13 protein-coding genes are annotated in these 16,113 nt (G+C 73.3%); 9 read left to right on the top strand and 4 right to left on the bottom strand.

Features of this window, described 5'->3' with window-relative positions; translation table 11 throughout:
• The first annotated feature begins 29 nt into the window (after window positions 1–29).
• Both NFX44_RS25965 and NFX44_RS25960 read left to right on the top strand, forming a co-directional pair.
• Window positions 30–386: a glyoxalase gene (locus NFX44_RS25965; protein WP_262286219.1), complete on the top strand. Its 357-nt coding sequence runs from the start codon at window positions 30–32 to the stop codon at window positions 384–386.
• 23 nt (window positions 387–409) lie between these two features.
• Window positions 410–1,066: a DedA family protein gene (locus NFX44_RS25960; RefSeq protein WP_262286218.1), complete on the top strand. Its 657-nt coding sequence runs from the start codon at window positions 410–412 to the stop codon at window positions 1,064–1,066.
• A 64-nt stretch (window positions 1,067–1,130) separates the two neighbouring features.
• Here the strand turns inward: NFX44_RS25960 and NFX44_RS25955 are convergent, their stop codons facing one another.
• Entirely contained in the window at window positions 1,131–1,784 is a 654-nt protein-coding gene (locus NFX44_RS25955; protein WP_262286217.1) for a C39 family peptidase, read from the bottom strand.
• A gap of 839 nt (window positions 1,785–2,623) precedes the next feature.
• Between NFX44_RS25955 and NFX44_RS25950 the strand changes: the two genes are divergently transcribed.
• Window positions 2,624–2,992, top strand: coding sequence for an ArsC/Spx/MgsR family protein (locus NFX44_RS25950; protein ID WP_262286216.1), 369 nt, complete (start codon window positions 2,624–2,626; stop codon window positions 2,990–2,992).
• Between the two features lie 12 nt (window positions 2,993–3,004).
• Here the strand turns inward: NFX44_RS25950 and NFX44_RS25945 are convergent, their stop codons facing one another.
• On the bottom strand, window positions 3,005–3,184 hold the full coding sequence (locus tag NFX44_RS25945; protein WP_262286215.1) for a hypothetical protein: 180 nt from the start codon (window positions 3,182–3,184) through the stop codon (window positions 3,005–3,007).
• A 13-nt stretch (window positions 3,185–3,197) separates the two neighbouring features.
• Here NFX44_RS25945 and NFX44_RS25940 point away from each other — a divergent pair, with 13 nt between their 5' ends.
• Together NFX44_RS25940 and NFX44_RS25935 are read left to right on the top strand one after the other, a co-directional pair.
• A complete protein-coding gene (locus NFX44_RS25940) occupies window positions 3,198–3,860 on the top strand; it encodes a hypothetical protein (RefSeq protein WP_262286214.1) in 663 nt (220 codons plus the stop codon).
• 39 nt (window positions 3,861–3,899) lie between these two features.
• The gene (locus tag NFX44_RS25935) at window positions 3,900–4,289 is read left to right on the top strand and encodes a hypothetical protein (RefSeq protein ID WP_091259936.1); all 390 of its coding nucleotides are present in this window, start codon (window positions 3,900–3,902) and stop codon (window positions 4,287–4,289) included.
• 63 nt (window positions 4,290–4,352) lie between these two features.
• Here the strand turns inward: NFX44_RS25935 and NFX44_RS25930 are convergent, their stop codons facing one another.
• On the bottom strand, window positions 4,353–5,534 hold the full coding sequence (locus tag NFX44_RS25930; RefSeq protein WP_262286213.1) for a histidine decarboxylase: 1,182 nt from the start codon (window positions 5,532–5,534) through the stop codon (window positions 4,353–4,355).
• A 245-nt stretch (window positions 5,535–5,779) separates the two neighbouring features.
• Between NFX44_RS25930 and NFX44_RS25925 the strand changes: the two genes are divergently transcribed.
• The gene (locus NFX44_RS25925) at window positions 5,780–7,153 is read left to right on the top strand and encodes a hypothetical protein (RefSeq protein WP_262286212.1); all 1,374 of its coding nucleotides are present in this window, start codon (window positions 5,780–5,782) and stop codon (window positions 7,151–7,153) included.
• A gap of 56 nt (window positions 7,154–7,209) precedes the next feature.
• On the opposite strand, the gene NFX44_RS25920 is transcribed toward NFX44_RS25925, so the two are convergent.
• Window positions 7,210–8,670: an APC family permease gene (locus NFX44_RS25920; protein ID WP_262286211.1), complete on the bottom strand. Its 1,461-nt coding sequence runs from the start codon at window positions 8,668–8,670 to the stop codon at window positions 7,210–7,212.
• A gap of 340 nt (window positions 8,671–9,010) precedes the next feature.
• Between NFX44_RS25920 and NFX44_RS25915 the strand changes: the two genes are divergently transcribed.
• The 3 genes from NFX44_RS25915 (at window position 9,011) to pulA (ending at window position 16,085) form a co-directional block, all read left to right on the top strand.
• Complete coding sequence (locus NFX44_RS25915; protein ID WP_262286210.1) at window positions 9,011–9,679, top strand: cellulose binding domain-containing protein; 669 nt, start codon at window positions 9,011–9,013, stop codon at window positions 9,677–9,679.
• Window positions 9,680–9,755: 76 nt separating this feature from the next.
• On the top strand, window positions 9,756–10,436 hold the full coding sequence (locus NFX44_RS25910; RefSeq protein ID WP_262286209.1) for a cellulose binding domain-containing protein: 681 nt from the start codon (window positions 9,756–9,758) through the stop codon (window positions 10,434–10,436).
• 150 nt (window positions 10,437–10,586) lie between these two features.
• A complete protein-coding gene (gene pulA, locus NFX44_RS25905; RefSeq protein WP_262286208.1) occupies window positions 10,587–16,085 on the top strand; it encodes a pullulanase-type alpha-1,6-glucosidase in 5,499 nt (1,832 codons plus the stop codon).
• The last annotated feature ends 28 nt before the right edge of the window (window positions 16,086–16,113 follow it).

Raw genomic sequence — 16,113 nt, 5'->3', positions numbered from 1 at the left:
GCCAGGGTTCGGGACGAGGAGGTGCCACCATGATCCACCACGTCCTGCTCGCCTGCCCACGCGGCTCCGAGGAAATCTCCCGGTCCTTCTACGCCGGCCTGCTCGGCCTGGTCGAGAAGGCGAAACCGCCGGCCCTCGCCGCCCGCGGCGGCTGCTGGTTCACCGGGTACGGCGTCGAGCTGCACCTCGGCGTCGAGGACGACTTCCGCCCCGCCCGCAAGGCGCACCCGGCCCTGCTCCGCCCCGACCTGGACTGGCTCGCCGCCCACCTCGGCGCCGCGGGCCACCCCGTGACCTGGGGCGACGAGGAGATTCCCGGCATGCGGCGGTTCCACACGTACGACCCGCACGGCAACCGCCTGGAGTTCCTGGCGCCCGCCGGCTGAGCCCGCGCGGGTAGGGTTCGGGGGTGGTCGACGTCCAGCACTGGCTCTCCGCGCTGCCCCCGGGCGTGCTCTATCTGATCGTCGCCGGGGTGATCGGCGTGGAGAGCATGGGCATCCCGCTTCCGGGCGAGATCGTGCTGGTCAGCTCCGCGCTGCTGGCCGCCGCCGGGGTCGTCGAGCCGGAGTGGGTGGCCACCGCCGCCGCGGTCGGCGCCATCGTGGGGGACTCCATCGGGTACGCCGTGGGCCGCCGCGGCGGGCGGCCGCTGCTCGAACGGCTGGGCCGGCGTTTCCCGAAACACCTCGGCCCCGCGCAGCTCGCCCGCGCCGAGCAGAGCTTCGCCCGGCACGGTGTCTGGGCGGTCTTCTTCGGGCGGTTCGTCGCCCTGCTCCGCATCCTCGCCGGCCCCCTCGCTGGGGCGCTGCACGTGCCGTACCGCCGGTTCCTGGTGGCCAACGCGGCGGGCGGCCTGGTCTGGGCCTTCGGCACGACATACCTGCTCTTCTCCGTGGGCCGCGCGGCCGAGCACTGGCTCAAGGACATCTCCTGGGCCGGCCTGGTCCTCGCGGTGCTCGCCGGCCTGGCCAGCACCTGGTGGCTGCGCCGCCGCGCCCGGCACCTGGAGCAGGTCGAGGTGCCCGACGAGGCCGACGAGCCGGTGCGCGCGGGCGACCGTTGACGACAACGCCGAAAAGGGCCCGACCCCTTCGTGGGGTCGGGCCCTTTCGTGTGTTGCTGCTTTGTCAGGAGGCCGAGTAGCCGCGGGTGGCGATCCAGTCGGCGAGGTTGTCGACGCTGATGCGGTAGGAGGCCATGTTCGGGTCGGCCGAGTCCGCGATGGTCACGGTCTTCCCGTTGTCGTGGTAGCCGACGACGCTGATGTAGTGGCCGCCTTCGAAGGAGTGGGTGTTGCCGTCGGTGTCGGTGGTGGTGCCGGCGATGTTGGCGACCACGGCGCGGCCGTCGTCGACGGTGCGCACGATGTCGGCGCGCAGGGTGTCGGTCTGCTTGTCGTCGGCCTTGCCGTCGCGGATCTCCACCGACCGGTAGTGCTTGCCGGTCTCCTTGTTCAGCACGGGGGTGATGTCGTTGATGCTGTTGGTGCCGTTCTCGGTGGTGCCCATCTCCTTGGCCATGGCGTCGACGTCGATGTTCTTGCCGAGCACGCTGATGGCGTTACGGGCGGCGGCGGGGCCGCAGTAGTAGAAGTTCGGCTGGGCTTCGTAGCGGACGTCGAGTTCCCGCTCGCCGTGGCCCTTGCGGTCGGTGCTGACCTGGGTGGTCTTCTCGGCCGGGCTGGCGTGGGCGGCGATGGCGGGGCCGGCGATCCCACCGGCGGTGGCGGCGAAGCCGGCAGCGGTCAGGACGGTGTTTCGCAGCATGGTGTTGGTACGCATGATGAGATCAGCGCCTTCCGTTCGGGGGTGAGCGGCACCCGCACACAAGGGGGGCGTGCGGATGCCGCCGCAAAGGGGGGGAAAGTCTTTGGGGTGCCCGGCGATCAAAGGGGTGACCTGCTCGGGCGGTCCGGGGGTGTAACCATCGGCGGTGGGGAAGCGATTCCCTCGACCCTGACCCGATGTCCCGGGGGATGTAACGACCGGCGGCCCGGGGTCATTCCCTGGCTCCACCGGCTCGGACCTTCGCGGTCCGGGGGATGTAACGACCGGTGGGGGCCGGTCATTCCGACCGGCGGTCGCCGTCGCCCGGGGGCGGGCTGCTAACGCGGTCTGCCATGTACAACGACCCCACCCCCGGCATGATTCCGCCGCCACGGTGGCGCCGACCACCCGACAGCCAGGCCGAAACCGGACATCAGGCCTCGAACTGCCGGCGCAAACCGGACATCTCTCAGGGCACGAATGCCAGCGCAACCTCCGCCTCCCGGAGCCCGGCTCCGTCGCCACGCCGCGGCCGGACCACTCGTACGAAACGGCCGCGTCTCAGGCTCGCCCTCATGGGTGGAACGCCATGGGTGTATCCCGGCCCGGGAGACACCCATGGCGTTCCACTCGCCGTGCGAGGCAGGGCGTAAACCGGACAAACGCCCGCCTCGGACCGCCCTCGGCGCCGCGCCGCTCGACTCCCGATCGGATCGTTGGCGACTTCCCGGTCCCCGCGAACAGAAAATCGCCAAGATTCAGCCGATACCGGGTGCGCCTGCTGGTGCGTGGGCGAGGTCGCCGGTCACCGCTGTCCTCGTCGGGTTCCACAGTGGTCGTGCCACCATGTCGGCATGGAGATCTGGAACAACCCGTCCTGCTCGAAGTGCGCCACCGCCCGCGCTTCGCTGGACGAGGCGCGGGTGCCCTACCGACTGCGGGCGTACCTCACCGAGCCGCCGAGCGCGGACGAGGTGACCGAGGTGCTGCGCCGGCTGGACGCCCGGGCGTGGGACATCTGCCGCACCGGCGAGCCGGCCGCGACCGCGCTGGGCATGGCGGACTGGCCGCGCGACGACGCGACGGAGCCGCGCTGGGTCGCCGCCATGGTCGCGCACCCCGAGCTGATCCAGCGCCCGATCCTGCTGCTGGACGACGGAGGCGCGCTGGTCGGTCGTACCCCGGAGGCCCTGGACGAGGCCGTGCGCCGCAGCGACCGGTGAGCCCGCGCTGGGTCAGGAGGTGCGGTCGCCGGCCTTCGCGTGCCGCTCGCGCAGCCGGTCCCGGATCTCCTCCGGGGTGTACGCCCGGCGCCGCCGCTCCGCCCGGGCCACGACCACACCGGTCGCCGCCACGCCGGCGAGGCCGGCCAGGCCGAGCAGCTTCCACCACCGCATCCGTTGCCGCTTCGGCATAGGGTGATCCTCCATGAGCATCAGCCTGGACGAGGCGGTGGAGCTGACCCGCACCGGCGACCTGTGGGTCTTCCGCGGGCGCAGCGTGCCGGACCGCGCCATCCAGCTCACTACCAACAGCCCAGTCAACCACGTCGGCATGGCCGTGGTGCTCGACGACATGCCGCCGCTGATGTGGCACGCCGAGCTGGGCCGCTCGCTGCCCGACCTGTGGACCGGCACCCACCAGCGCGGCGTGCAGCTGCACGACCTGCGGGACGCGGTCTGCGTGTGGGCCAACCGGTACGGCCAGCGGGGCTGGCTGCGCCAGCTCGAACCGCCGGCGGACACCGTGATGGAGGAGGCGGTGCTGCGGACCGTGGCCCGCCTCGACGGCACCCCGTTCCCGTCCACCGCGCAGCTCGCCTGGCGCTGGGCCCGCGGCCGGGTGCCGAACCTGCGCCGCGGCCGACCCTCCATCGCCGACGGTGGTGGCGTGCCGGTCCGCGACCGGGCGCTGGAGACCGCGTACTGCGCGGAGGTGGTGGCCGTGACCTACGAGGCGATGGGGCTGCTGCCCGCCGGTCGCCGGCCCAACTGGTACGACCCGGGGCGGTTCTGGAGCGGCGACGACCTCGACCTCACCGGCGGCGCCCAGCTCGGGGCCGAGATCGAGGTAGGCATCCCACCCCGCTGACCAGGTTTGCCGAGCCCGCCGTCCGGCAAAGAGAGCGGCGTGACGGCTTCCACGGACCTCGACACGCTCGCCGACTTCTTCGACCGGTACGGCGTGGCGCTGACCACCGCCGACGTGCCCGCCATCGCCGGCTGCTACGCGCTGCCGGGGCTGGTGGTCGCCGACACCTACAGCTTCTCGTTCACCTCGCCGGCCGCCGTGGCCCTCAGCTTCGTCGGCGCGGCGCCCGACTACCAGGAGCGGGAACTGGTCGCCGCCCACGCGCTGATCGAGGACGTGCAGCAGGTCTCCGCCCTGCTCACCGAGGTGGCGGTGCGCTGGGAGTTCCTGGACAGCCAGGGCCGGGCGGTGCCCGGCGAGCGGTACCGCTACCTGCTGCGGGCCACCGACGACGGCCCGGCCATCTGTACGGTCATCCGCACCGCCTGACACCGTCACGGCCGACCCGACCGGGCCGGCCCGCGACGGCGGCGGTCCGGCCGGCGGGGCGGCTCAGCGGACCAGCTCCCGGCGGCGGGGCGACGCGTCGACCCGCGTGCCACCGGCCGCCACGTCGGACACGAAGTCGTCGACGGCCTCCCGGGTGACGCCGGGCATGCAGATCAGGTGGCTGCGGCCGGCGCTGCTCGCCAGCACCCACTTCGCCGTCACGGCCGGCGGCGGGGTGGGGAAGACGACCGTGAAGGCGTGCTCGTGCCGCCAGGCCGGCCAGCCCACCTCGGTGAGCCGCTCCACCGCGTACGCGGCCAGCTCGCGGGCCCGCTCGGCGCGCTCCCGCAGGCCGTCGTGGCCGAGGCTGCGGATCGCGTACCAGAGCAGCAGCGCCGGATGGCCGCTGCGGGAACCGCTGATCGTGGTGTCCATCGTGCCGGTGTAGTTGGCGTAGCGGGCGAGCTGCTGCTGGAGGGTGCGGCGGGTCAGCACCACCCCGCACGGCACCGGGGTGCCGAGGAACTTGTAGCCGGAGATGGAGATGCTGTCGACGGTCGCGTCGAGCCGCAGCGTGGCCCGCCCGTCGGCCAGAGCGAGAGGGACCCCGGCCAGCGCGCCGTCGACGTGCAGGTGGTGGCGGACGGGTGTGCGGGCGAGCAGCTGCCGGATCCGGGGCACGTCGTCGGCGGCCTCGGTCATGGTCGTGCCGCAGGTGGCCACCACGATGGCCGGCCGGTCCCGGTGCCGGTCGACCATCCGGGCCAGGTCGTCGTAGTCCATCTCGCCGCGCTCGTCGGTGCGGACCACCACCGAGTCCAGGCCGAGGATGTCGACGCACTTGGGCAGGGAGTAGTGGGCCTCGGCGGAGTGGTAGACCAGGGCCTTGGGCAGCCGGGCCCGGGCCAGGTAGAGGCCGTAGAGGTTGCCCTCGGTGCCGCCGGAGGTGAGGTAACCCCAGCGGTCGTCGGCCGGGGCCTGGAACAGGTCGCCGAACCAGTCGAGCACCTCCCGCTCGTACCGCTTGGTGTGGTTGGCGCCGGCCGGGTCGGTCCACGGGTCGCCGATGTTGTTGAGCAACGAGCCGAACAGGGGCGCCAGCGGGCTGTAGTCGATGTCGGTGGCGACCGGGAAGCCGACGTGCGTCCGCCGCCCGGCGACCGCGGCCGAGCGGACCGCGGCGAGCTCCGCGAGGAGTTCCTCGGGACGCGCGACGGGACCGTTGCGGCCTGGGTCGGCTGACAACACGGCGCTCCCTCGTCGTCCGGTGGACAGCGCACAGAGTGGACCATGAGTCACGGAGAGCGGGCAAGCGTTACGAACCCGGCCACCAATCGTCCACAATCGACGGGTGCGGCCACTGTGGACCCGAATCCTGATTGAGTGACCGGTCAGCGAGCCGGATCCCGAAATGCTCGCGGACAGTTGATAACCCGTGCACGGAGTGAAATCATCGGCCGGGCGAATTCCCGCTAGCCAGGAGCTGCCACGTGTCGCAGGATCACCGGTCACCGCTGCCACGTCCGTCGCACGAGGGCACCGGGAACGACGGCGCGACCGACCGGCCGGCGTACCCGCCGGCACCGCCACTCCGGCCGCCCGCCCGGTGGGGAAGCCGCCGGCTCTCCGGCGGCGCGGCCCCGGAGCCCGGCCACGGCGGTCCGACGCCCCCGGCCTACGGTCCGCCCACCTCGCCGCTGCGCGGCTACGGCGGCGCCGAGGCCGGTGATCCCGGCAGCGGACACCCGTCGCCCGCGACACGCGGCGGGTTCGGGCCGCCCGCGGCCCACCGCTACGGCCCCCCGACCACGGACGGCTTCACCGCCCCGACCGCCGGCGGCTTCGGCGCCCCATCGCAGGGCGGCTTCGCCGGCCCGACGGGCGGCCCGGTGGCCGGCGGCTTCGGCGCCAGGACCGCCGGCCACCTCGGCGGTGCGGGTGGCGCCGCCCGGTTCGCCCCGCCGGAGGCTCCGGGTCGCGGTGGCACGGCCCGGCTCTCCGGGCTGGGCGCCCCGGCGGCCCCGGTCCGCGGTGCCCCCGCGCCGGCCCGGCCGCCGTCGGGCGGCTACCGCGCACCGGACGCCGCGAGGTACGCCCACGCCGGCCCGGCCCCGGCGAGCTGGTCCCCCGGTGACGCGTCCGAGCCGACCCTCGACGGCTACTCGAACCAGGCGGTCCACCACCAGATCCGGCAGGCGGTGGTGCACCGCGTGCAGTACGCGAACGCGCTGCACGCCTCGCACTACTGGGACCTGCGCCGGACCAGCCCGGTCGGGCCGCACGCGCTGGTCTTCCTCTACGCCAGCCTGGATCCCCGGTTCGCCGACCCGCGCCGGCCCTACTACGAGATCAAGGCGGCCTCCCGGTTGTTCCGGGACGGCGCCGAGGTGCAGGACCTGCCGGCGCTGCTCGCCGAGCTGTGCGAGATCGCCGAGGGCTACCTGGCCGGGGGCGGGGTCTTCGACCCGGTGGCCCAGATGACCCAGGCCGGCGAGCCGATGCCCGCCGAGGCGCGCTACGTCGGTGTCTCGGTGTCGACCCTGCTGGGCAGCGGCGGGGCCGGCGTCGAGCCGCCGGGTGCCGGCGGGATGGGCATCGCCGGCCGGAACCTGGTGGTGATGTCGGACGACAACCTGCTGGTGGTCGAGCGGCCGGCGCGGGCGCACGAGCAGGTCGAGGTGCACTCCACCTGCCCGCATTTCAGCGGCGGGGGCGTGGAGGTCCGCAACTGGCTCCCGCTCACCCCGGAGCAGCAGGTCGACCCGGCCTGGCGCGCGTTGCGGCACCTCAACCGGCTGGTGCTGGCCGGCCAGGAGCGCAAGGCCGCGGCGGTCGCGTCCACCGGGGGCCGGCGCCGCCGCTGAGACACCGTGCGGCCCGCCCCCGGACCTCGGGGCGGGCCGTGGCGTGCCCGGGTGTCCTACAGGGAACGGCCGACCAGATCCTGCTCGATCACCGCGAGCGGGCGCGGTTGGCCCTGCCCGACGTTCTCCAGCACCTCGGGGCGGGTGGCCCGGATGACCGCCGCCCAGACCAGCCCCACCACCACGGCGGCCGCCACCGCGCCGGGGACCAGCCACTTCGTCGTGGAGTCGGGGGGCACCCCGAGCACGGCGGACAGGTTCACCAGCGTGGTGAGCAGGGCAGCGCCCACCAATGCGGCCCCGATCGCCGGCGCGACCGTACGCTGCCACGCGCTCTCCGTGCCGCCGCCGCCGCGGTGGAAGAAGGCGATCGTGGCGACCGAGGTGACCGCCATCATGAGCAGCAGCGCGATGGCGGCGACGCCGGAGAGCCAGCTGAACATGGTGGCGACCGGGTCGGCTCCGGTCAGCGCGAACACCAGGACCGCCGGCAGGGCGATCGCCGACTGGAGCACCGACCCGGCGACCGGCGCGCCGCCCCGGCCGACCCGCTCGAACACCGCCGGCAGCACCCGCTCCCGGCCGAGGCTGAAGGCGTACCGGGCGATCGAGTTGTGGAAGCTCACCATCGCGGCGAACACGCTGGTCACCACCATGATCGTCGCTACGCCGCCGAGCACGGGGCTGACGTGCGCCTCCAGGATCGAGAACGGCAGCCCCGCGCCCGGGTCGCGGGACCGGTCGACGACCTGGTCCGGCCCGACGGCCACGGCCATGGCCCACGCGGCCAGCGCGTAGAGGGCGCCCAGCAGGATCAGCGCCGAGTAGGCCGCCCGGGACACCGCCCGCGGCGACCGCGCCTCCTCCGAGTAGACGGCGGCCGACTCGTAGCCCACGAACGAGGCCGCGCAGAAGGCCACCACACCGCCGATGCCCGGCACCAGCAGGTTGCCGGGGTCCAGCGGCGCGAAGCTCACCGACCCGCCGGCCGGATGGGTGAACGAGGTGAGCACGAAGAGCAGGATCACCACGACCTCGACGGCCAGCACCGCGCCCAGCAGGCCGACGCTGATCCGCGCCTTCAGCACGCCGACCAGGGCGACCCCGGCCCAGGCGGCCAGCGCCCAGGCCCACCACGGGCCACCGAGGCTGTCGCTGACGACCGCGCCGAGCAGCCCGTACAGGCAGATCTGGATGGCGTTGTAGCCGAGCAGCACGACGGGTGCGGCGACCACACCCCAGAACCGTCCGAAGCCCGCGGCCAGGGCCGCGTAGAAGACGCCGGCGCTGGAGACGTAACGGGCCATGGCCAGGTAGCCGACGGAGAAGAAGAGCAACGCGACGGCGATGACGACGAAGCCGAGCGGGGTGCCGGTGACGCCGGTCGAGGCGTACGCGGCGACGATCGCCCCGGCGAGCACGGCCATCGGGGAGGAAGCGGTGGCGCTGAACACCAACAGGGCACCGGTGCCGAGGGACTTGCGGATTAGCCCGGTTGGCGCGCTGGCAATCTGCATGGAGCTGCTCCGAGTGGGGGAGGGAGGAGTTGTCGGGGCGGGTGTCCGTCGGGCGGCTCTCCATGATGGACAGTGCGGGCGGATGTACGCGTCCTTGCCCCGATCTGAGCCATTTAGGAGCTCCGATAGCTGAGCCCGGACAGCGTAGCCGACGACGCGGTGCGACGTGTCGGCTGCGGGTCGTGGCCATGGACCCGGCCGGCGGAACCCGAATCGCCGCGCATGATCGTCCGTTTCGCGCGTCCCGGGTACCCGGACGGTCCGATCGCTCCGGGCGCGCTTCGCGATGCGACGCGCCCTAGCTACGCTGGCGCGTCGGGTACCACGAGGGGGGCATGTGATGAGCGGCGGGCCAGCCGAGCCGGCCGAGGCGCCGGCGGCGCCACGGATGCTCACGTCGGTGCCGTGGATCGTGGTGCTGCTCGGCGTCGGCCTGATCGTCGGCCTTCTGGTGATCGCCCTGCTCTCGCTGCGGGGGGAGGAACGCCAGCCGGTGCCGGCGCCCGCCCCGCCGATGTACCTGCCGACTCTCGGGCCGGACGCCCCCACCTCCGCGCCGCCGACCGGCGGCGCCACCGACGCCACGGGATCGGCGACGCCGTCGCCCAGCGCGACCGCCTCGCCCTCGGCCGGCGCGTCCCGGTCGGCGACGCCGCGGCCCAGCGCCTCGACCCGGGCGGCCGCGCAGGGTGCGGTGACCGCGCGGTACGAGGCCACCGCGAGCGACCGGAGCGGGTTCGAGGCCCGGCTGACCGTGGTCAACGGCTCCGCTGGCGGGCAGGGCTGGGAGGTCGAGCTGTTCTTCACCGGCAACGTGAAGACCATCGAGGCCTCGTCCGCCTCCGGGGTCTCGGTCAGCACCCAGGGCAGCGGGGTGTTCGTGCTGCGCGGCATCGGGCCGCTGCCGGCCGGGCAGAGCGCCACGGTGCGGATGCGGTTCGGCCGCACGGGCACCGGTGACCAGCCGGGCCGGTGCACGGTCAACGGCGCGGACTGTGTGATCGGCTGAGGCGCGCACCGGTCCACCGGGCGGCCAACGGTCGCGGTCGTTACGCTCGCCCGACGGGGACCGACAGGGGAGGGGTATGTCCGGCACACGACGCGTACGGCCGTCACCCGGCGCGGCCATCACCTCGTCGCCCTGGATCGTCGTCTCGATCGGCGTGATCGTCATGGTGGTGCTGCTCGTCGTGGCGCTGGGTGCGGTGCGTGGGCGGCGGACGTTCGCCGAACCCCCGCCGCCGGACCCGACGATGTCGCTGCCCCAGGTGCCGGTCACCACGCCCAGCGCGCCGGTGGGGACCAGCCGGCCGCCCGCCTCCGCCGCCGGGCCGGTGGCGCCCGGGCTGTCGCCCCGGTCCACCGTGCTTCCCGCCCGGCCGACGCCGCGCCCGTCACCCAGTGCGGGCGGCACCAGCAGCCGGCCGGCGCCACCGCCGCCCACCCCGTCCCCGGTCACCGGCCGGTACGGCGTGGTGAGCAGCTTCGACGGCGGTTTCATCGGCGAGGTGCGGCTGGTCAACACCGCCGGCACGGCGCGGGGCTGGACGGTGCGGCTGGCCTTCCCCCAGGGCCGTCTCGTGACCGCCTGGGTGAGCGGCGCCCAACAGGGCAGCGGAGGCTTCAGCGACGGCGTTTTCACCTACCGCAGCGGGGTCGACCTGGCGCCCGGGGCGTCGGTGGCGCTGCAGTTCCACTTCGAGCAGACGGGGACGACCCGGCCGTCGAGCTGCGCCGTCGACGGCGCCGCCTGCTCCGGCGTCTGATCCACCACCTCGGGCCGCGGTCGCGGCGGCGTCTGCTCTGCCGTGTTTCGCAAGATGGCTGCTTTGTTGCGACTTGGTTTGCAAGGTATTGCAGAATGTTTCGACGAGGGCTAGCGTGCGGGCGAATCAGCGACCAGAGAAAGGCCGTCGATGAAACCCCCGCCGATATCCCGCAAGGCACTGGCCGCCCTGGCCACCTCCCTCGTGCTCACCCTCGTCGGCGTGCCGGTGGCCCTCCACCAGGTGGGTGCCGACGGCGGCGAGCCGCCCACCACCCCCGACGTGCTGGCCGCCGCGGGCGCCGCCCAGTGGAACCGGGAGCCGTCCGCCGAGGCGCTGCTCAAGGCCGGCAGCACCGCCGCGAAGGCCGAGCAGTTCTACTTCGTCCTGCCGGACCGCTTCGCCAACGGCGACAAGCGCAACGACACCGGCGGGCTCACCGGTGACCGGCTCAGCACCGGCCTCGACCCGGCGGACAAGGGCTTCTACCACGGCGGTGACCTCAAGGGGGTCATCGACCGGATGGACTACATCCAGGGTCTCGGCACCACCGCCATCTGGCTCGCCCCGATCTTCAAGAACCGGCCCGTGCAGGGCACCGGAGCGGACGTCTCCGCCGGCTACCACGGCTACTGGATCACCGACTTCACCCAGGTCGACCCGCACTTCGGCACCAACGCCGAGCTGAAGAGGCTGGTCGGTCTCGCCCACCAGCGGGGCATCAAGGTCTACCTGGACATCATCGCCAACCACACCGCGGACGTCATCCGCTACGCCGAGGACAGGTACGGCTACGTCGACAAGAAGACGTCCCCCTACACCGACGCGCAGGGCCGGGCCTTCGAGGACCGCAACTACGCCGACGGCACCCGCGCGTTCCCGCGGGTCGACAACACGTCGTTCCCGTACACCCCGACCTTCGCCACCGCCGCCGATGCCACGGCCAAGGTGCCGGCCTGGCTGAACGACCCGACCATGTACCACAACCGGGGCGACTCCACCTTCGCCGGTGAGAACAGCGAGTACGGCGACTTCTTCGGCCTCGACGACCTCTGGACCGAGCGTCCCGAGGTGGTCCGCGGCATGACCGACATCTACGCGCAGTGGATCGGCAGGGCGGGCGTCGACGGCTTCCGCCTCGACACGGTCAAGCACGCCAACCTCGACTTCTGGCCGCAGTTCACCCGCGGCATCGACGCCGCCGCCGCCAAGGCCGGCAAGCCGGACTTCTTCATGTTCGGCGAGGTCTACAGCGCCGACCAGGAGGTCGAGTCGACCTACGTGCGGCAGGGTGGCCTGCCGGCCACCCTCGACTTCTCCTTCCAGGAGGCCGCGCGGGGCTACGCCGCCGCGGACGGCTCGGCCCGCGCGCTGGCGGACGTGTACGCCAAGGACGACCTCTACGCCGCGCGCGACACCGACGCCAACCGGCTGACGACCTTCCTGGGCAACCACGACATGGGCCGGATCGGCTCGTTCGTCGCGGCCGCCGGCGGTGACGACGCCAGCCAGCTCCGCCGCGACCAGCTCGCCCACCAGCTGATGTTCCTCACCCGCGGCCAGCCGGTCGTCTACTCCGGTGACGAGCAGGGCTTCACCGGCCCCGGCGGGGACAAGGACGCCCGGCAGGACATGTTCGCCAGCCAGACGGCGGACTACCTCGACGACGACCTGATCGGCACCACCCGCACCCACGCGAGCGACCAGTACGACACCACCCACCCGCTCTACCGGACCATCGCCGAGCTGGGCCGGCTGCGGCAGGCCCACCCCGCGCTGCGGGACGGCATCCAGGTCACCCGGTACGCGGCGGACGGCCCGGGCGTCTTCGCCTTCTCCCGCGTCCTGCCGAAGGACCGCACCGAGTACGTCGTGGCCGTGAACAACGCCGCGACCGCGCAGACTGTCACCGTGGACACCTGGTCGGCCGGCGCCACCTTCACCGGCGTCTACGGCGGCGCGGCCACGGCGGCGGCCGGCGCCGACGGCAAGCTGGGCGTCACCGTGCCGGCGATGTCGGCCGTGGTGCTCAAGGCCGACCGAGCCATCCCGCAGGCCGGGAGCGCCCCGACGATCACCCTCACCGAGCCGGGCGACGCGCCGGTCGCCACCCGGGCCACCGTCACCGCCCAGGTCACCGGCGACCCGCTGGCCACGGTCACCTTCGCGGCCCGGGTGCCGGGCGGCAAGTGGACCCTGCTGGGCAGCGCGCACAAGGCTCCGTACACCGTCCACCACGACCTGACCGGCCTGGCCGGCGGGACGACTGTCGAGTACAAGGCCGTGGTCCGCGACGGCAAGGGCCGGGTGGCCGCCGCGCGCACCACCGGCGTGGTCGGCACCCCGGCGCAGAGCGCGTCCCGGGACTGGGCGGTCGTGCACTACCAGCGCCCCGCCGGAGGGTACGCCGACTGGGGACTCTACGCCTGGGGCGACATCGACCCGGCGTACCAGACCGAGTGGCCCAAGGGGCAGCCGTTCGTGGGTGAGGACTCCTACGGCCGGTTCGCCTGGGTCAGGCTGAAGCCGGGCGCGAAGTCGGTCGGCTTCCTCGTGGTCGACAAGGACGGGAACAAGGACGTCGCCAACGACCGCACCCTCGACGTGACGCAGACCGGCGAGGTCTGGGTCAAGCAGGGCGACCCCGCCCTCTACCCGACCCGGCAGGCCGCCACCGGCGAGCCCGACCCGCCGGTCGACCAGAACACCGCGGTCATCCACTGGCGCAAGGCCGACGGAAACTACGACGGCTGGGGCCTGCACCTCTGGGACGGCGCCGCCAACCCGACCGACTGGGGCAACCCGCTGAAGCCGGAGCGGATCGACGCGTACGGCGCGGTCTTCCGGGTGCCGCTCGCCGCCGGCGCCACCGGGCTGAACTACATCGTGCACGCCGGTGACGTGAAGGACCAGCCCGACGACCAGCGGCTGGACCTCACCACCACCGGCCACGAGATCTGGCTGCTGGCCGGGGTCAAGGGCCGGCTGCTGCCGCCGACGTCGTCCGGTGTCGCGAAGGACCTCGACATCACGAAGCAGAAGGCGCAGTGGATCGACCGGTCCACCGTGGCCTGGCAGACCGGGCCGACCGACGGCAAGCGGTACGCCCTGGTGGCCGCCCCGGCCGGCGGGCTCGCGGTCGCCGACGGCGAGCTGACCGGGACGTACACCACGCTGCCGCTGCGGGCGGCGCGCAACGGGCTGACCGAGGCCCAACGGCAGGCGTACCCGCAGCTCTGGGCCTACCGGGCCTTCACGCTGGACCGCGCCGACCTGGCCAAGGTGCCCGCGGCGCTGCGCGGCCAGCTCGTGGTGACCGAGCGGGACGCCGAGGGCCACCTGCTCGGCGCCACCGGGGTGCAGATCCCCGGCGTGCTCGACGACGTCTACCGGGCCGCGACCGGCGCGAAGCTCGGCCCGACGTTCGCCGGCAAGGTGCCCACCCTGGCCGTGTGGGCGCCAACCGCCCGGAAGGTCGCGCTCCAGCTCTTCGACTCGCCGGCGGCCCAGCCGACGACGGTGTCGATGAGCCGCGACGACACCACCGGCGTCTGGTCGGTGCGCGGCACGAAGGCGTGGAGCGGGAAGTACTACCGCTACCAGGTCGAGGCGTGGCAGCCGGCCGCGCAGAAGGTGGTCAGCGCCGCGGTGACCGACCCGTACTCGGTGGCCCTCGCGCCGGACTCGACGCACAGCCAGATCGTCGACCTGGCCGACCCGGCGCTGGCCCCGGCCGGCTGGGCCGGCCTGCGCAAGCCCGCGGCCGTGCCGTCGGCCAAGGCGCAGATCCAGGAGCTGTCGGTCCGCGACTTCTCCATCGCCGACGCCACCGTGCCGGCCGAGCGGCGGGGCACCTACCTCGCCTTCACCGACCCGAACACGGCCGGGATGAAGCACCTGAAGGCGCTCGGCGACGCCGGGGTCAACTACCTGCACCTGCTGCCCGCGTTCGACTTCGCCACCATCCCCGAGAAGCGGGCCGACCAGGCCCAGCCGCCCTGCGACCTGGCCGCGCTGCCACCGGACTCCGACGAGCAGCAGAAGTGCGTCGCGGCGGTGGCCGAGAAGGACGGCTACAACTGGGGGTACGACCCGCTGCACTACACCGTGCCCGAGGGCGGCTACGCCGTCGACCCGGCCGGGGCGAAGCGGACCACCGAGTTCCGGCAGATGGTCGCCGGCATCAACAAGGCCGGCCTGCGCGTGGTGATGGACGTCGTCTACAACCACACCTCGGCCGCCGGCACCGACCCGAAGTCGGTGCTCGACCAGGTGGTGCCGGGCTACTACCAGCGGCTGCTCGACGACGGCACGGTCGCCAACTCGACCTGCTGCGCCAACACCGCCCCCGAGCACGCCATGATGGGCAAGCTCGTGGTGGACTCCCTGGTCACCTGGGCGAAGGCGTACAAGGTGGACGGGTTCCGCTTCGACCTCATGGGCCACCACCCGAAGGCCAATATCCTGGCCGTCCGCGCCGCCCTGGACAAGCTGACCCCGGCCCGCGACGGTGTGGACGGGAAGAAGATCCTGCTCTACGGCGAGGGCTGGAACTTCGGCGAGGTGGCCGACGACGCCCGGTTCGTGCAGGCCACCCAGGCGAACATGGCGGGCACCGGAATCGGCACCTTCAACGACCGGCTCCGCGACGCGGTGCGCGGTGGCGGCCCGTTCGACGGCAACCCGCGGATCCAGGGCTTCGCGTCCGGGCTCCTCACCGACCCGAACGGGGACGACGTCAACGGGTCGGCCGCCGAGCAGAAGGCGCGGCTGCTGCACCAGCAGGACCTCATCAAGGTGGGGCTGACCGGCAACCTGCGCGGCTACCGGTTCACCGACTCGTCCGGCCGGCCGGTCACCGGCGCGCAGGTCGACTACAACGGCTCGCCGGCCGGCTACACCGCGGCGCCGGGCGAGGCGGTCACCTACGTCGACGCGCACGACAACGAGATCCTGTACGACGCGCTCGCGTACAAGCTGCCGCAGGGGACCTCGGCGCAGGACCGTGCGCGGATGCAGGTGCTCGCCCTGAGCACCGTGGTGATGGGGCAGGGGACCGGGTTCGTGACGGCCGGCTCGGAGCGGCTGCGCTCCAAGTCGCTGGACCGCAACTCGTTCAACTCCGGTGACTGGTTCAACCAGATCCGCTGGGACTGCGGCCAGGGCAACGGCTTCGGCGCCGGCCTGCCACCCGAGCAGGACAACGAGGACAAGTGGCCGTACGCGAAGCCGCTGCTGGCCGACCCGAAGCTGGTGCCGGACTGCGCCGCGATCGACCTGGCCGACGCCCGGTACGCGGAACTGCTGACCATCCGGCGTTCCTCCCCGGTCTTCGGGCTGACCACGGCCGACCAGGTGCAGAAGCGGGTCGCCTTCCCGCTCTCCGGCGACCGGGAGACCCCGGGCGTGATCACCATGACCCTGGACGCCCGCGGGCTGGGCGGACAGTGGAAGTCGGTCACCGTGGTCTTCAACGCCACCCCGGAGACGGCGACGCAGACCGTCACCGGCCTGCGCGGGGCGAACGTGGCACTGCACCCGGTGCTGAAGAACTCCGCCGACCCGGTGCTCCGGACGGCGTCCTTCAACCGGGCCGGTGGCACGTTCACCGTGCCGGCGCGCAGCGTGGCGGTCTTCGTCCAGAGCTGACCCGACACCGGTCCGGCCCCCTGCCACC

Origin of the sequence: Micromonospora sp. MA102, assembly GCF_025460765.1 — a bacterium.
GTDB classification, from domain to species: Bacteria; Actinomycetota; Actinomycetes; order Mycobacteriales; family Micromonosporaceae; genus Micromonospora; species Micromonospora halotolerans.
This window is presented reverse-complemented; position numbering and strand designations above follow the sequence as displayed.